General features: G+C 67.6%; 12 protein-coding genes. 5 read left to right on the forward strand and 7 right to left on the reverse strand.

What is annotated here, in order from left to right:
- Positions 1 to 600 carry a GTP cyclohydrolase I FolE gene (gene folE, locus ALI144C_RS25875; protein ID WP_076989764.1) on the reverse strand — a complete coding sequence of 200 codons (600 nt, stop codon included), beginning with the start codon at positions 598 to 600 and terminating at the stop codon, positions 1 to 3.
- A gap of 128 nt (positions 601 to 728) precedes the next feature.
- On the opposite strand from folE, the gene ALI144C_RS25880 reads away from it, so the two are divergent.
- Positions 729 to 1,415 carry a helix-turn-helix transcriptional regulator gene (locus tag ALI144C_RS25880; protein ID WP_076989765.1) on the forward strand — a complete coding sequence of 229 codons (687 nt, stop codon included), beginning with the start codon at positions 729 to 731 and terminating at the stop codon, positions 1,413 to 1,415.
- A gap of 148 nt (positions 1,416 to 1,563) precedes the next feature.
- Here the strand turns inward: ALI144C_RS25880 and ALI144C_RS25885 are convergent, their stop codons facing one another.
- From ALI144C_RS25885 to ALI144C_RS25910, 6 genes are all read right to left on the reverse strand, one after another.
- Positions 1,564 to 4,194 carry a glycoside hydrolase family 2 protein gene (locus ALI144C_RS25885; protein WP_083753383.1) on the reverse strand — a complete coding sequence of 877 codons (2,631 nt, stop codon included), beginning with the start codon at positions 4,192 to 4,194 and terminating at the stop codon, positions 1,564 to 1,566.
- A 208-nt stretch (positions 4,195 to 4,402) separates the two neighbouring features.
- Entirely contained in the window at positions 4,403 to 5,047 is a 645-nt protein-coding gene (locus ALI144C_RS25890; RefSeq protein WP_143230864.1) for a hypothetical protein, read from the reverse strand.
- 99 nt (positions 5,048 to 5,146) lie between these two features.
- A complete protein-coding gene (locus tag ALI144C_RS25895; RefSeq protein WP_076989768.1) occupies positions 5,147 to 5,491 on the reverse strand; it encodes a DUF1801 domain-containing protein in 345 nt (114 codons plus the stop codon).
- Positions 5,492 to 5,952: 461 nt separating this feature from the next.
- Positions 5,953 to 10,542, reverse strand: a complete 4,590-nt coding sequence (locus tag ALI144C_RS25900; protein WP_076990050.1) for an ATP-dependent helicase — start codon at positions 10,540 to 10,542, stop codon at positions 5,953 to 5,955.
- 229 nt (positions 10,543 to 10,771) lie between these two features.
- On the reverse strand, positions 10,772 to 11,449 hold the full coding sequence (locus ALI144C_RS25905) for a response regulator (protein ID WP_076989769.1): 678 nt from the start codon (positions 11,447 to 11,449) through the stop codon (positions 10,772 to 10,774).
- Positions 11,446 to 12,657 (reverse strand): sensor histidine kinase, encoded by a 1,212-nt coding sequence (locus ALI144C_RS25910; protein WP_237774313.1) that lies wholly within the window; start codon positions 12,655 to 12,657, stop codon positions 11,446 to 11,448. Before ALI144C_RS25910 ends, ALI144C_RS25905 begins: the two co-directional genes overlap by 4 nt.
- A 41-nt stretch (positions 12,658 to 12,698) precedes the next feature.
- Between ALI144C_RS25910 and ALI144C_RS25915 the strand changes: the two genes are divergently transcribed.
- The 4 genes from ALI144C_RS25915 to ALI144C_RS25930 are packed head-to-tail and all read left to right on the forward strand — an operon-like array spanning position 12,699 to position 16,066.
- Positions 12,699 to 14,048 (forward strand): hypothetical protein, encoded by a 1,350-nt coding sequence (locus ALI144C_RS25915; RefSeq protein ID WP_330359609.1) that lies wholly within the window; start codon positions 12,699 to 12,701, stop codon positions 14,046 to 14,048.
- Complete coding sequence (locus ALI144C_RS25920; RefSeq protein ID WP_076989770.1) at positions 14,045 to 14,425, forward strand: FixH family protein; 381 nt, start codon at positions 14,045 to 14,047, stop codon at positions 14,423 to 14,425. The genes ALI144C_RS25915 and ALI144C_RS25920 overlap by 4 nt, the downstream gene beginning before the upstream one ends.
- 14 nt (positions 14,426 to 14,439) lie before the next feature.
- The gene (locus tag ALI144C_RS25925) at positions 14,440 to 15,561 is read left to right on the forward strand and encodes a hypothetical protein (protein WP_076989771.1); all 1,122 of its coding nucleotides are present in this window, start codon (positions 14,440 to 14,442) and stop codon (positions 15,559 to 15,561) included.
- Positions 15,554 to 16,066: a hypothetical protein gene (locus tag ALI144C_RS25930; RefSeq protein WP_076989772.1), complete on the forward strand. Its 513-nt coding sequence runs from the start codon at positions 15,554 to 15,556 to the stop codon at positions 16,064 to 16,066. The genes ALI144C_RS25925 and ALI144C_RS25930 overlap by 8 nt, the downstream gene beginning before the upstream one ends.
- Positions 16,067 to 16,129: the final 63 nt, after the last annotated feature.

The following is a 16,129-nucleotide window of genomic DNA, read 5'->3' on the forward strand; positions in this document are numbered from 1 at the left end:
TCAGGCGTGGACGCCGGTGAGTGCGAAGAACTCCTGGCGTGAACGGGCGTCGTCACGCAGGCTGCCCAGCAGAGTGGACGTGACGGTGGTCGATCCGCTCGCCAGCACACCTCGAAGTGTCATGCACGTGTGCTCGGCCTCGATCACAACCCCGATCCCACGCGGGCGCAGGTGGTCGTCGAGCCAGTCGGCGACCTGTTTGGTGAGCCGTTCCTGCACCTGCGGACGGCATGCGAAGTACTCGACGATCCTGGCGAGCTTCGACAGCCCCAGGATGCGTTCGCCGGGCAGGTAGCCGACGTGCGCGGTGCCGACGAACGGCAGCAGGTGGTGCTCACACACCGATCGGACGGGAATGGAGCGGGCCAGCACCAGTTCGTCGTAACCCTCGTCGTTCGGGAACGTCGTCAGGTCGAACGGACGTGGGCTGAACAGTTCCGCGTAGGCGCGCGCCATGCGGCCCGGCGTTCCGCGAAGGCTCTCCGTGTCCGTCGGCACGCCGAGCGCGTGCAGGAACGCCTTGGCGGCCTCTTCGGCCGCGGCGAGATCCACCCCCGTGTCGGGCTCGTGGACGACCCGCAGAGCGGTAACGGCACGCATAAGCGACTCCTCTTGACCTGGTTACGCCAACAAATCTTGGTCTTATTCGATCCGAAGGTCAAGAAGTGGGACGTCGAGTGCTCGTTGATGTGTTTTCGACCATAGAACTTGCCGATAAGGTAGGTGGTGTGAGCTCGCCGGAGATCAAAGCCGTCGCGGCGCTGGACGACGACCTGCGCTGGCGGATGTACACGTTCATCCGCGCCGAACGACGCCCGGTGACCAGGGACGAAGCGGCCGCGTCGGTGGGGATCTCCCGCAAGCTCGCTGCCTTCCACCTGGACAAACTGGTCGACGCGGGCCTGCTGCGAGCCGGGTACCAGGCCGCGGGGAAGGTCGGCCGGGCGCCGAAGGTCTACGAACCGACCAACGTGGACATCCGGGTGGCCATCCCACAACGACAGCATGACGTGCTGGCCGAAATCCTGCTGGACACGGTCCTGGCACAGGACGTGAGCGATGCCGCCGTGCTGGCAGCCGCCCAGCGCGGCGAAAAACTCGGTACCCAGGAGCGTGACAAAGCGAAACTCGGCCGTCTCGGCCCGGAACGGGCGCTCACGGTCGCCCAGGACGTGCTGGCGCGTCACGGCTTCGAACCAGCAAGAGAAAGCCCGACGTGTGTGCGGCTGCGCAACTGCCCGTTCCACCCGCTCGCCGCGAAGGCACCCGACCTGGTCTGCGGGATAAACCAGGCGTTCCTGAACGGATTGCTCGGCGGGCTCCAAGCGCCCGCTGTGCGGGCTGTGCTCGTCGCGCCGAGACCGGGTGAGTGCTGTGTCCTGCTGCGCGGTACCGATGCCGAAGGCAGGTCATGACCCCGAAAGTGTGATGATCGCCCATGGCTCAGCGTCGGCGAAGCCCCGACCTGCTGCGGATGGGGGCCTCATGAGACGCCGATCCCGGCCGGTCCAATCATTGTCGGACCGACCGGGATGGGTTGTGGCCGGCGAAGCTTCCCGGTGACTATTCGGTCGCGGTCAGCCGCTGTGACGCCACGTTGATGCCGCCGACCTCCACCGTGGGCCGCCTGGTCGGCTGGTGCGATGCCTGGACGGTGACCGATTCACCGGGCCACAGCGCCACGTAGTTGTCCGACCAGGTCACCGGCAGCAACTGCGAACCGTCCGCCTTGCGCAGCGTCAGTTGTGCCGCCGGGATGATGCTGCTGGAAGTGTTGCGGATGGTGACGGTCGTCTTGTCACCGAAGCTGCGGGCCCGAACGTCGACCGACGCCTTGGGCAGCGTGGACAGGCCCTTCAGGTCCGCGAACTGGCTGACCGGGGTGTAGTACCAGACGCTGTTCGCCCAATCCGGTACGTCCGGTTTCGACGAGAGCCAGTAGGTGTTCTTGCTGACGTCCTTGCCGTGCGCGTCGGTCAGCTTCAGCCGGACGAAGTACGTCGCCGACAGGTTCGGCACCTCCGGCAGCGTGAACACCTCGGCGACACCCGGCAGTGACACCGAGATACCGCTCTTGGTCTGGCTGTGCGCCAGTTTTCCGTCGGTCGTGTAGACCTCGGCCGTCGCGGTCAGCCGGTCGGCCTTTTTCGGGGACTGGCCGACGATGACGACCGACCGGTCGTCGTAGGAGTACTGGATGTGGATCGGCTCGTTCGCCTTCTTCGCACCGAAGTACGCTCCGGCCGGGTTGAGGTCGTAGCTGTAGAGGTGCCAGTTCAGCGACGGCCAGGCGTTGTTGAGCATCCAGTAGATGAATCCGGTCGCGGGCCGCTCCGCGTTCATCCGCCGTGCGTTGGCCTCGAACTGGGCGCGGACCTGCTCGTAGTTGGCCAGCTGAGCCTTGTCGACGTAGTCGGGGAGGCTGGTAGGCGTGCCATATCGCTGAGCCAACGCGTTGCTGAACAGATAGAGGTTGTTGAACGGCTCGTTGCCCCGACCGGTGTGGAACTGCGGCGTCGCGGGCTCACGCCAGAGCTGCTCCTGCTCGGTCGCGGTCAGCATGCCCTTCACGGTGTCCAATGCGGGGATGGAGTGTCCGGCGCTGAGCTCGCCGCCGAACCCGAAGGCAGCGCCGAGCTTGTCGCCGTACCAGTAGTTCGGCGGCACCCAGTCGTACGGGCCTTCCATCTTGCTGCCGGACGAACCGAGCGGAGGTTTCGGGCCGCCGTTGAGCGAAGCGGCGGGAACGACCGGATTGGCCCAGCCTGCTTTGTCGAACTCGGCCAGGTACATCCGCTGCACGTCCTCCGGCGGCGAGATGTCGCTGCCGATCAGGAACGCGATCACACTCGGGTGGTTGCGCAGGAATCGTGCCTGCGCGTTCAGCGAACCGGCCGCGATCGGGTAGTCCTCGGGCTTCCAGTCCTCGCCGCCCCAACCGGTCCACGGTTCCCACTTGTCACAGCACTCCCAGCCGGGCAGCAGCATGATGCCGTAGCGGTCGGCCAGTTCGTAGAACTCCGGGGTCTCCAGCTTGCCTTCCAGCCGGATGGCGTTGAGGCCCATGTCCCGCGTGTAGCGCAACTGCGCGTCGAGGCGCTCCGGCTGCGTGCGCAGCAACAAGTCGGACGCCCACCCGCCGCCGCGGATCTGGATCTGCTTGCCGTTGACGATGAACTGCCGGTCGCCCTTGGCGTTGAGGTTCGAAACCACGTCACGGACGCCGAACTTCGTGGCGCTGTGGTCCGAGGTGCGCCCGTTCACCCGCGCAGTGAGCTCCAGCCGGTACAGCGGCTGCTCGCCGTACTGGTAGGGCCACCACACACGCGGATTGCGCAGGGTTTCCGGTGTGAACGCGACGGTTTTGGTCTCACCCGCGTCCAACCGGACAGCCTGACTGAGCCGTCGTGACGCGACTTCACCCTGCAACAGGACGGTTTGCGGTGCGTTGGTGTTGTTGCGAACCTCAGCGAACGCCTTCACCTCGGCCGATTCAAGACCGGGAAGCGCGAGCTTGGTGTGAACGTACGAGCCCAACAGGGACACCGCGCCGCCACGAGCGATCTCGACGTCGCGGAGCAGGCCCATGTTGTTGTCGGGTGCGGGCTGGGCCCAGTCGATCCAGCTAATCGCGAAGTCCTTCTTCGGATCGGCGGGCGCCACCTTGATAGCCAGCGCGTTTCGGCCGGGCTTGACCAGTGCGCTGATGTCGAACTCGCGTGCGTTGTACACGCCGACCACATCGCCGAGCCTCGTGCCGTTGAGGAACACCTCACCCCGCGAGATCACGCCGGGCACCTTGAGCACGGTGTTGGGCGACCGGTCGCGGACGTGGAACTCGCTGCGGTACCACCACGGCACCTGGAAGTCCGCGCGGTTGACGTTGTCGCGCAGATTCGTGCCGTGGAAGAGGTCGGGGTAGCGCCCGTTTTGTACCAGGCCGGCCAGCACGGTGGAGCGTGGGCCGACCCGGTACCACCGGGAGCCGTCGTAGCGCGGCTGGGAGATCTCCTCACCGGCCGCGGCCAGTTGCGCGGAGGACTGGATCTGCCAGCCCGAGATCGCGGTGTCGTCGGACTCTGCCTCGGACAACGTGGTGACCACATCGGCCTGCGCGGCGACGCTGGCAGGTGCCAGCGAGAACGTCAGCAGCGCAGCCAGGGATAGGGCGACACGCACCCGTAACGCGGACATGCGGGGCCTCCTCGGGGCCAGGGACCGCCTATTAATAGGGAACTTTCTTTACGAAGTCAATGCCTCACTGGTCGGTGAAGCCCCGGTGAGCTGGGCCGAACGGGTGGCGATGCCGCCAGGCGGACGACCCGCGTCATGATCGTCTCGACCCGGTGGGCCAGTCATGGGAACGGGCACGCAGTTGAGGCTGAGGCTGTTCTCTGAAGGCCTATGACCGGCGGATGAACTGTGCCCAGGTGAGCATGCGCCGAATTACGGCCGCGGCGGGTTGGGGAGTATTCGACACATTTACGGTGTGCATCCAACCGGATGTGGAAGTCTCTTTGACGGTGACCGGGATTCGCCGATAAGCACCGGCGACGGAACTGTGTCGGACCACCTCGTCGTAGAACCACTCGGATGTGATGACGGCGAGTACTCCTGGCGCCCGGCGAAACGCGCTTTTGAGCTCGGGAGCGTCGAGTAGCCGAAATGCCAGATTGATCGAGTTGCCGGTCGCGCCGTGCTCGTCACGGGCCACCTCGCCGGCGTGCATGGCCAAGCGCAGCCGGATCCGTTCCTCCGGAGGGTGGCGGGAGTTATGTCTGCGCAACGACTTCGCCAGCGCGGTGGGCAAGGCCTCGGCGAGTCGAACCTTGTCGGTGCGGAGGGGCGCGAGGATGAAGACGCCGTCGCCGCGGTCAGCGTGGTGGCAGCGTATCCACCGAACTCCGGCGGCCCGCAAACCCTGCTGGACAGCGCGGTACATCGTATCGCGAACGATGAGCTGATTGGGTCTGATCCTGGTGTGGTCACCAAACCCTTCCACGTCGACGACAATTATTGTCCGGTGGACAGCAGCTCGCCGCTTCACGGCTGGTGAGCCTAATCCTGGTTGACAAGCTGCAACTTGCAAACCGCGTGATAGTCACCCAATGGGATTATCTATTGCAGGTGCAACCGGTTAGAATTCCTACCGCAGCGCGGCACCGAGCAGGTCCCGCAGCGCGGGGTCGGCGAGTTGCCCGGCCGAATGGACCTTGATGTGCCGGTGAACCTTCCCGGTGCCTTGCATGAGCTTCGCCGGATCGGCGAGTCCAGCGCCGCCGACGATGCCCAACCGCACATAACCGCCGAAGGGGGCAACGGTGAACTTGAGTCCTTTGTAGCCGGTAGAGGTCCCGTACCCGATGTTCTCGTCGTCGGCGGTGAGGACCGCATCGGGGAACAGTTCGAGGAGCAACTCGTGCACCTCAACGGCCAGTGACCCGCCCTTGTTCAGCAACGTGTTGACCTTCGGCTCAACGGCGGCGTCCATACGTGCAAGGTACCCGTTGCTGGGAGCTGGGAGCTGCTCGTTCGGGCGAGCGCCGCCGAAGTGATGGTTCGGTGCTCGCTGGGTATCTCGTGGCTGGCGGCGGGCTCCCGTGTGCTCGACTTGGCAGCTGGGCGCGGTGTCGTGAAGTTGGGGGGTGAGCGGCCAAGTATCTGTGCCACGCTGGATGACTGTGATTCGGTGCGGCGTGTGCGGTGTGCTGGGCGTTGATATGAGGTGAGCAGCCAGGCGTCGGTATGCGATGTGCTGGACGAGTTGTTGCTGGTGGCGGTCGGCCGTCTGTTTCTCTGGCGGGTGGGGCAGGGTGTCATGGTGCCGGTGGTGGGCCAGGTGTGATGGGAGGCGGGCGACGTTGCCCTCTTGAAGGCGGGCCGGTCATGAGCGGGGAAGGGTCTGGTGTGAGGACCGAGGCTTGGTCAGGTGCTCGGAGGTGGAGGCCCGGGTCAGGCGCGGAGGCGGAGGCCCTTGGGTGTCGCGCGGAAACCTGCGTCGCGCAGGATTTCGGCCAGGTGAGAGGTGAGGGCGAGGTCGCCGTCGGCTTTCTGGACGGCGAGTTGGCCCAGCCAGCCTTCACGGACGGCACGGGAGAGGCCCTCTGCCGCTATGCGGAGGGGCTCGTCCTCCTCGGTGAAGGAGAGGAGGGACTTCCCGCCGCGTTCCACGTAGAGGGCTGGTTCGCCGTCGACGAGGACGGCCAGGGCGCCTGCTTTTCGGGCTGGGCGGTGCTTTCCATCGCCGATGGTGGCGGGCCACGGCAGTGCCGCGCCATAGGGTTGGGCTGGGTCTGCTGCCGCGAGGACCACCGCGCCGGTGGGGTCGACGTCTTTTCCGGCAGCGCGGGACAGAGCACGAAGTCGGTCGACTGCTCCTCTGGCGGCGAACTGGGCCGCGCCGAGGCCTTCGACCACATAGCCGCGGATGACCTGGCCGGATTCCTCCATGGCCCGCAGGACGCGGTACACGGCGCTGAAACCGCCGGTGACGCGTTCGGTGTCCAGCGCGCCCCGGGTGAGGACACCGTGGCGCTCCAGGAAGGCCTCGGCGCGGGCGTGGGCGCGCCGAGTGGCTTCGGATTCGCGTTCCACTGCCAGCGACCAGCGCCCACCCACCGTGGGCGGTCCGGTTCTGCTGGGCATCGACGGGCGCTGGGCGCGGATGCGGGCGTACCGGCCACGGGGAGTCGAACGGCGGGGTTTGTGCGCCGCGCCCTTGCCGGACACCAAGGCACGCAACGGGTTCAGCGTGTCGTTGGTGACCAGACCGGCCCACACCAAGTCCCAGAGGGCGGTGACCACCTCTTGGTCGTCGGTTGAGCCGGTCCGGTCGACCAGTTGCCGGAAGAACAGCGCGCCACCGTCCAAAGCAGACAGTATGGCCCGGTGCAGCGGGGAGTCCGGGACGTTCTCCTCCGCTTCCGGCAACAACAGATCGGCGACGTCCGCGGGCGCGAGGGCGATCCAGCCATCGCCCCCGGCCAGCGAACCACTGCCACACCAGGTGACCTCGCCTGCCGCGGTGAGCTCGTCGAGGAGAGCAGGGGAGTAGCCTGGCAGCCGTGCCGGCAGGATGAGCGACTCGAGCGCACTCGCCGGGAGGGGAGTCCCAGCCAGCTGTTCCACCACGGACAACACGTCGTCCGCTGTCGGCGCGGTGCGCAAACGCTTCCCCACACCGTGCCACCTGGGGAGAAATCGCCCGAGCGCGGCCTGTTCGACCGGCTCCACTTCAGCCCTTAGTCGCGCCAACGATGCCCGGCGCAACCGGCGCAACACCTCGGCGTCGCAGTATTCGGTGTGCGTGCCGCCTGGCCTCAGCTCGCCGCGAACGAGCCGACCGGCACCTGCCAGACGGTCGAGCACACCTGTCACCACCGCTGTGCCCAGTCCGAACCTCGCCGCGGCCTCGGCGGCGGGGAACGGGCCGTGCGTACGGGCATAGCGGGCCAGCAGGTCGCCGAGCGGATCGGCGACCGGTTCGGTGAACGCCTCCGGAACGCCTACCGGCAGCGCCACCCCGAGTGCGTCCCGCATCCGACCGGCGTCCTCGATGCCGACGTTGCGGTCCTCACCCGCGACACGCACCCTGATCACCCGGCGCTGGGCGATCAGATCGGCCAGCCACTCGGGCTTGACGCCCCGGGCGGCCGCCTCGGCGTTGGTCAGGTCGCCGAGGAAACGCAGGAGGTCAGCCGCGTCCTCCGCGTGCCGTGCGTGCCTGTCTTCGGCGAGCCGTTGCAGTGACCGTTCGACCTCGGCCACCACATCGGCGTCGAGCAACTCGCGGATGGCCTCGGAGCCCAGCAGTTCGGCGAGCAGGGACGAATCCAGTGAGAGAGCGGCCGCACGTCGTTCGGCCAACGGCGTGTCCGTCTCGTACAAGAACATCCCCACATAACCGAACAGCAAGCTGCGGGCGAAGGGCGACGCGGCCGGCGTCTCCACATCGACCACACGCACCCGCCGGGCGCGCACGTCCTTCATCAGCTCACGCAAGCCGTCGAGGTCGTACACGTCCTGCAGGCACTCCCGCATGGCCTCCAGCACGACCGGGAACCGTTCGTACTTCGCCGCCACCGACAGCAGTTGCGCCGCACGCTGGCGCTGCTGCCACAGTGGACTACGCCGCCGCGGATCCCTTCTCGGCAGGAGCAGTGAACGCGCGGCGCATTCGCGGAACCGGGCCGCGAACAACGCCGAACCACCCACTTCGGCCACCACGATCTGTTCGATCTCCTCCGGATCGAGCAGGACATCCTCGGCGCCCGCGGTGACCTCCACGCCGGAATCGTCGACGGCGTCCGGCAACCGCATGACGATCCCGTCGTCGGAGTGCGCCATCTGCGCGTCGATGCCACGGCTTTCGCGCAGCCGCGCGGCGATCGCCAACGCCCAAGGCGCATTGACGCGTGCGCCGAACGGCGAGTGCACGACCAGCCGCCAGTCGCCGAGCTCGTCACGGAACCGCTCGACAAGCACCGTTCGGTCGTCCGGTACGTGTCTCGTGGCCTGTTTCTGCTCGGTGAGATACGTCAACAGGTTGTCCGTCGCCCACTCGTCCAACCCGGCAGACGCGGCTCGCTTCCTGGCCTCATCGTCATCCGATGTGGACAGTTCGCGGAGGAACTTCCCCATCGCCCTGCCGAGTTCCAGCGGGCGCCCGGGAGCGTCGCCCTTCCAGAACGGCATCCGGGCAGGCTGCCCCGGCGCGGGCAGCACTATCACCCGGTCGTGGGTGATGTCCTCGACACGCCACGCGGACGTGCCCAACAGGAAGGTGTCGCCGACTCTGGACTCGTAGACCATCTCCTCGTCCAGCTCGCCGACCCGTGACCCCGCACGCCCTTCACTGGGCGGGGTCATCACGGTGAACAGACCACGGTCGGGAATCGTGCCGCCGGACGTGACCGCGAGCCGTTGCGCGCCCGGCCTGCCACGCAACTCGCCCGCGATCCTGTCCCACGTCACGCGAGGCCGCAGTTCGCCGAACTCCTCGCTGGGATACCGCCCGGACAGCATGTCCAGCACGGACTCCAGTGCGGACTGCGGCAACGACGCGAAGTTCGCGGCCCGCCGGACCACTGAGGACAGTTCGTCGATGGTCCATGCTTCGAGTGCGACCATCGCCACGATGTGCTGCGCCAGCACGTCCAACGGGTTCCTGGGGTACCGGACCGCCTCGATAGCCCCTTCGCGCATGCGTTCCGCGACCACTGCGCACGACACCAGGTCGCCGCGGAACTTGGGGAACATCACGCCACGGGACACCGCGCCCACGTGATGCCCTGCCCGGCCGACGCGTTGCAGGCCGGACGCGACCGTCGGCGGCGCCTCGACCTGGATGACGAGATCGACGGCGCCCATGTCGATCCCGAGCTCCAGCGAGGACGTCGCGACGACGCACGGGAGCCGACCCGACTTCAGCTCCTCCTCGACGACGGTGCGCTGTTCGCGCGCCATTGATCCGTGGTGCGCCCGGGCGATCACCGGCGCCGCGCCGCTGGTGAGGCCCGACTGGCCGATCGCTTCGGCTGGGAAGCGATCCACCTCCGGCGGCTGTTCGTCCGCGAGCTCGTTCAACCGTGCGGTGAGCCGTTCGGCCAGCCGCCGGGAGTTGGCGAACACGATCGTCGACCGGTGTTGGCGCACCAGGGTGAGGATGCGGTCCTCGACCGCGGGCCAGATCGACGGCCGCCGGGTGGCGCCGATCTCGCCCGTGATCTCCTCGAGCGTGCCGATCCCGCCCTGCGCCGGCAGGTCGCCGGTCGGGTCAGGCGCTTGCGGAGTGTCCAGGTTGGCCATGTCCTCCACAGGGACCTGGACGCTGATCTCGATGGTCTTGGCCGTCTTGGGCTGGACGACCGTGACCGGGCGGCCACCGGCGAGGAACGCACTGACCTCCTCGACCGGCCGGACCGTGGCCGAGAGACCGATGCGTTGTGCGGGCTTGGGCAGCAACGCGTCGAGCCGTTCCAGCGACAACGCCATGTGGGCGCCGCGTTTGGTGCCGGTCACCGCGTGCACCTCGTCGACGATCACAGTCTCGATGCCCTTGAGAGACTCCCGCGCGGCCGATGTGAGCAGGAGGAACAGGGATTCGGGCGTGGTCACCAGGATGTCCGGCGGTGTCCTGGTGAAGGAACGGCGCTCGTCGGCAGGCGTGTCACCGGTGCGCATGCCGACGGAGATGGACGGCGGGGTCAGCCCCAGCCGGTGGGCGGCCTGCCTGATACCGGCCAGCGGTGCCCGCAGGTTGCGCTCGACGTCCACCGCGAGCGCCTTGAGCGGCGAGATGTACAGGACGCGGCAGCGGTGTTTCGGCTCGCTTGAGGGCGGCTGGGTCGCCAGCCGGTCGAGACCCCAGAGGAAGGCGGCGAGCGTCTTGCCGGACCCGGTGGGCGCGACGACCAATGCGTGTTCACCCGCGGCGGCCGCACGCCACGCCCCGGCCTGCGCCTGGGTCGGGGCCGCGAAGGCTCCCGCGAACCAGTCGCGGGTCGCGGGTGAGAAGAGATCGAGTACGTCCACGCTGACCATCATGCATCGGGGGTCCGACAGTTTCGAGGTGGTGGGGCTCGGGCTGTGGACAACTTCGATGCCGGTGGTGCTGACCTGCGAATATGCCGGTTGGCGGCTGGCGTTCGCCAGCGGCGATTCCGCTCAGAGCCGCATCGGTCGCGGACCGGTGGTCCCGTGCGGAAGGCTCGACCCTGGGGCGGGAGCTTGCCCAGCCGATGGGGTCGGCTGGGCAGGCCGAAACCACGGCTCAGCCCGGTGGTAGGGGGTGGCGTCCGGTCACGAGCCCGTTGAGGTGCGCGTACGCGACGGCGTGCACGCGGTCGCGTAGTCCGAGCTTGGACAGCACCCGCGAGACGTGGGTCTTGACGGTCTCGTCGCCGACGTGCAACTGCGCGGCTATCTCCGCGTTGCTGTACGCGGCCGCCACGAGCTGCAGCACTTCCCGCTCACGGGCGGTGAGCTGGGACAGCTCCGGCGGGGCGACCGGCGGCGCGATGCTCACGGCGAACCGCGCGATCAGGCGTTGGGTCACCGACGGGTCGATCAGTGCGTCGCCCCGCGCGGCCACCCGGATCGCCGAGATCAGCTCCTCCGGCGGCAACGACTTCAGCAGGAACCCGCTCGCCCCGGCGTTGAGCGCCCGGTAGACGTACTCGTCGCTGTCGTAGGTCGTCAACAGGATGACCTTGGTCCGGTTGGCCCGGTCGCCCAGTATCGCCTCGGTCGCGCCCAGTCCGTCCAATTTGGGCATCCGGATGTCCAGGACGGCCACGTCGGGGCGCAGCCGGGTGACTTCGGCGACCGCGGCGCGGCCGTCGGCGACCTCGGCGACGCACTCCAGATCCGGTTGCGTCTCGAAGATAGCGCGCATCCCGGAGCGCAGCATGGCGTGGTCGTCGGCCAACAGCACACGCAGTGTCGTCATAGAGGAAACCTCACGCTCGTCCGCCAGGTCACGCCGTCCGGATCGACCCCGGCCTCGGTTCGACCGGTGAACAGACCGGCTCGGTTGCGGATCCCGACCAGGCCGCGTCGCGCGGTCCCGGAGGTCTCGCGGCCGGCGCCGATCCGGTTCGCCGACGACACGGTCAGCGAGTCCGGCTCGTAGTCCAGCGACACCGACACACCGGAGTGGTCACCGTGCCGCAAGGCGTTGGTCAGCATCTCCTGCACGATCCGGTACACCGTTATCCCCAGTGATTCGGGTACTTCACGCTGAGTTCCGGAAACGGCGAACTGCGTGGGCACGCCTGCGGACCGCACACCGTCGAACAGTTCGTCGAGGTTGTCCAGCCCTGGCTGGCGCGCACCCTCGGGATTGTCCCCGTGCAGAAGATCGAGCAGGTGTCGCAGGTCGACCATGGCCGCGCGACTGGCTGTCTCAACCGACCGCAATGAGGTCTCCACCTTCGTGTTGCCCGCCGGCAGGCCCAACCGGGCCGCTCCGGCGTGCAGTCCGATGGCGCTGACGTGGTGCACGATCACATCGTGCAGGTCTCGGGCGATGGAACTTCGCTCGTTCGTGATGGCCCTCGTGACAGCTTCCCGCGCATCCCTGCGTTCCAGTTCGGATCGGCGCTCCAACTCCGCGAGGTACGCACGTCGCGCGGTGGTGTAGCGGCCGACGAGGAACGGCAGGACCGCGGCCTTGACCATGCTCACGAGGCCGAGTTCGAATCGCCGCTGCATGATCAGGGTGCATGCCAACAGGCTCGCCGACAGCACGACGAGTGACGCGACCGCGGACGCGCCGTGCAGCCACGCACCCGCCCGGTAGCCCGCGATCAGGATGCCCGCATCGTTGGCGGGGGTGTCGTTGCCGATCAGGATGGTGGTGACGGGTACGGCCGCATGCGCGAACGCCACATACCCGGAAAGCCGCGCGGGACCGGCGAGAGCGGCGTCGACGGTGAGCGTCAGTGCGAGGGTCAGCCAGTTCTGCCACGTCTCGCACCCGAGGAGGATCACGAACGCGCCGTCGGCGACCATGCACGCGGCAGCGACCAGCCACGACTGGCGTTTCAACGACAAGCTGGTGGTGAGCATCGAGTGCAGATCCTGCCGCATCCGCTCGGGAAGAACCTCCCGCTTCTCGGGGTTGCCGGTCCCCCGTGCAGGGGATGCGGATTCCATCCCCGAAGGGACGAAACCGAGGCGCCGCGCTGGTTGTATCCATGTCGATGCGAACTCTGCCGACAGTGCTGCTCACGCTGGGGATGGTCTTCGGGATCGCCGCCCCGGCGCTGGCCGACGGCGCCCAGGTCGGCGCCGACATCCACGTGGCGCAGACGCTGGGCGACCGTGAGCTGACGGTCATCATCCGCCGGGTGGCGGAAGTGCCCGGCCCGGTGCACGTGGACCTGGTGACGCACGCGGGATCGCCGCCCGGTGTGGTCACGGTGAGCGTCGCCGCGGCGGGTTCGCCGACGAGTACGGCACAGGTGGAGCTCGGTGCGACGCCTGGTTTCCACGCGGCCACGGTCCAAGTGGACCGGGCCGGGCCGTGGGAGCTCAGAGTCGACGAGGCGACGATCCCGTTCGTGGTCCCGGCGGTCGTGGCGTCGCCATGGGAGAAAGCGACGTACGGCGGATTCGTCGCGGCTGGTCTGCTCCTCGTCGTGGCTTTGGGGTTCGCTGTCCGCGGCCGGGTCGGTTGGGCGATGGTGCCTGCAGGCGGGATGATCGCGGCGATCGCCGTGGCCGCGACCGCCGCGTTGCTCGCGCCCGTCATCCCCGCCCCGCCGGCGCCCGGTGCGGCTCTGGACCCGACGTTCGACAACGTCAACGACCCGTACCAGCGAACGTCTATTGCGGACTTCTCACGGCCGCCAGTGAACCTGGTGCCGAGCATGGCCGGTACCGACCTGAGACTGAACCTGACCGACAGCTCGTCCGGGCGGCCGGTCGACGACCTGCTCGTGCACGACAACGCGTTGATACACCTTGTGGTGATTTCGCCGAGCGGCGCTCTACGGCACCTGCACCCGATCAGGGTGGCGCCGGGCGAGTACCGCGCCCGGCTCAACCCGGAACCGGGAGCGCACGCGATCGCGGCGGAGATCGCCAGACGCGGTGGGGGAGTGCAACTACTCCGTTCGTCCGTCGAGGTGACCGGCGACGCGAAGAATCGCCCAATGGAGGGAAAAGCGGAGTTCGTGACCCAGGTTCGGCCCGCTGGGGCACCCAGCACGATCACGGCGAGGTTCGGCGCGAGGAACCTGCAACCGTGGCTGGGGATGCTCGGACACATGATTGTCGTCGGACCGATCGTCGGTGGTCAGCCGCAATCGTCGCAGAACTACGCGGACGCGCGGATCTGGGCCCATGTGCACTCGATGATCCCGCCGACTCCCGGCTTGCCCGACAAGCCGGACGAGAGCGTCGCGGCGTTCGGCCCGGATGTGCCGTTCACGTACTCATTCCCGTTGCCCGGCCGTTACCTGGTGTGGGTCCAGGTCGAGCGCGACTACTCGATCGTCACCGTGCCGACGGTCGTCGACGTTCCGAAGGGGACAGACGGATGAAGCTCTTCCTGAGCGTGCTGGGCGCATTGGTCGTCGCGGTGGCCGCGCTCTTGCTCTGGCCGACGTCCGGCAAGGGGCACGAACTCGTCGCGGACTCGCAGCGCTACAGCTTCAAGGTGAACGCACAGCCGTTGAAACAAGGCACCAACACACTGGACATCGAGGTCACCGACAAGTCGGGAACACCGGCGTCGGGCGACGTGACGATCGAACCGGCGATGCCGCAGATGGGGCACGCGCTCAGCCCGGTCACCGCCGTGCGGACGCGACCCGGCAGGTTCCGGGTGGACGGCGTCGACCTGCCGATGCCGGGTCAATGGGAGATCACGGTTTCGCTGGGGACCGAACGCGTCGTTTTCCCACTGCTGCTCAACTGAAAAGGGGTGGATCAATGGACATGACCGCGTCGATGGCGGCCGGACGCGACACCGCGGCCAGGAACGTGCCGAGGGGATTGCTGCCCGCGAGTTTCGTGCTCGGTGGAACGCTGCTCTCGCTCGTCGGCCTCACCTGGGACATCCAGTGGCACTCGGATGTCGGCCCGGACACGTTCTTCACGTTGCCGCACCTGTTCCTGTACTCCGGCAGCGCCGTCTCCGGGATCGCCAGTCTCGTCGTGGTTCTGCTGACAACGGCAGCGCAGCGGCGCGGCGCGGACATCGACCCGATCGTGGGTGGCCGGGCGGTCGGCGTGTTCGGGCGGACGTTCGCAGCACCTGTCGGGTATCTCGTCTCCGGCGTCGGAGCCGCGTCGTTCCTGCTGTACGGCTTGTGGGACCAGTGGTGGCACGGTCTTTACGGCTTCGACGCGGTGATCGATTCTCCGCCGCACATCGGTCTCCTGCTGTCGATCTCCATCACGATGGTCGGTGCGGTCATGGTTTTCGCCACCGCGCGCGACCAGCGCTGGGGCCAGATCGGCACGGTGGTCGGCGCGGCGACGCTGATCGCTTTCAGCATGGTCACCGTGATCGGTTTGCAGGCGTTGCCGAACGGCATCGTGCGTCCGGTGACCGCCGGAGCCACATTCATGTGCGTGCTTCTGCTGACCATGGCCTGTGGGGTGATCACCCGCCGCGGTGGCGCGATCGCCGTGGCCGTCGCGGTCGGGTTGCTCCAGGCGGTGTTCTGGTGGTTTTCCCCGTGGGCCGCTCGGGTTTACGCCGACGCGGTGGGCTTGCCGGTCCGTGACTACATCGACGGTGTTCCGTCATTGCCCGCCATGATCCCGATGAGCCTCATCATCGTCGCGGTGGCGATCGAACTGCTGCGCAAGGCCCCTGCCGTGATCGCGGGCGTCGTCGGCGGCTTGATCATCACGCTGACCCTGCCGCTGCAGAACATCTGGGTCTATGACAGCTCGATGCCACCCACCGACGTCTATCTGGCCACGGCGGCGACAGGTGCGGTCGTCGGCGCTCTCGCCGGGATGCTGGGCCGCCGGTTCAGCCAGATGCTGCGCCACCTCGCGCCAACGAACGAAACCAGCACGAAGGAAGCCAGTCATGCGTAGATCAGTGTGGGGACTGCTCGCGGCGATCGGGCTTCTGCTCGGGTTGGCCGCGCCGGCATCGGCCTACGAGCCGGTGAACGTGGTGCACACCGAGAAAGTCGTGGCCGGGCCGTACACCGTGACCGTCGGCTTCAGCACGTGGCCGCTGAAAGCCATGCAGTCGCTGGACTTCACATTCGCCCCGGACGACGGCATCGCCGGCAAGCAGGGCAACGTGATCATGAGCCTCGGCCGGCAGAGACAAGGGGAGCCGTTGGCTCGTCATCCGCGTAAGCGCGACGTCTGGGGGCTGGACGTGCGTAGCCTGCCCGAACCGGGCGACTGGACGGTTCGCTTCAACATCGAAGGGCCGAAAGGTACCGGAACGGGTGAACTGCGCGACCTCAAAGTGATGGAGCAGCCGGGACCACCGATGGGGTTGAGCTGGGCGATCAGCACGATCCCGCTGTTCGGCCTGATCGCGTTGATCGTGATCGCCTGGCGTCGAACGCGTCGACCGGTGTAACGCGGGACTCGGGTGCCGCCTGCCGCCGAACCGGTGGCACCCGGGGACTCGTCAGCGCTGCGC

Origin of the sequence: Actinosynnema sp. ALI-1.44 (genome assembly GCF_001984155.1) — a bacterium.
In the GTDB taxonomy this organism is placed as follows: Bacteria; Actinomycetota; Actinomycetes; order Mycobacteriales; family Pseudonocardiaceae; genus Kibdelosporangium.

Excerpts from the sequence above, each read along its gene's own strand:
- folE (WP_076989764.1), bottom strand. The coding sequence starts at position 600 with ATGCGTGCCGTTACCGCTCTGCGGGTCGTCCACGAGCCCGACACGGGG.
- ALI144C_RS25910 (WP_237774313.1), bottom strand. The coding sequence starts at position 12,657 with ATGGAATCCGCATCCCCTGCACGGGGGACCGGCAACCCCGAGAAGCGG.
- ALI144C_RS25930 (WP_076989772.1), top strand. The coding sequence starts at position 15,554 with ATGCGTAGATCAGTGTGGGGACTGCTCGCGGCGATCGGGCTTCTGCTC.
- ALI144C_RS25900 (WP_076990050.1), bottom strand. The coding sequence starts at position 10,542 with ATGGTCAGCGTGGACGTACTCGATCTCTTCTCACCCGCGACCCGCGAC.
- ALI144C_RS25895 (WP_076989768.1), bottom strand. The coding sequence starts at position 5,491 with ATGGACGCCGCCGTTGAGCCGAAGGTCAACACGTTGCTGAACAAGGGC.
- ALI144C_RS25905 (WP_076989769.1), bottom strand. The coding sequence starts at position 11,449 with ATGACGACACTGCGTGTGCTGTTGGCCGACGACCACGCCATGCTGCGC.
- ALI144C_RS25915 (WP_330359609.1), top strand. The coding sequence starts at position 12,699 with ATGTCGATGCGAACTCTGCCGACAGTGCTGCTCACGCTGGGGATGGTC.
- ALI144C_RS25920 (WP_076989770.1), top strand. The coding sequence starts at position 14,045 with ATGAAGCTCTTCCTGAGCGTGCTGGGCGCATTGGTCGTCGCGGTGGCC.
- ALI144C_RS25925 (WP_076989771.1), top strand. The coding sequence starts at position 14,440 with ATGGACATGACCGCGTCGATGGCGGCCGGACGCGACACCGCGGCCAGG.
- ALI144C_RS25885 (WP_083753383.1), bottom strand. The coding sequence starts at position 4,194 with ATGTCCGCGTTACGGGTGCGTGTCGCCCTATCCCTGGCTGCGCTGCTG.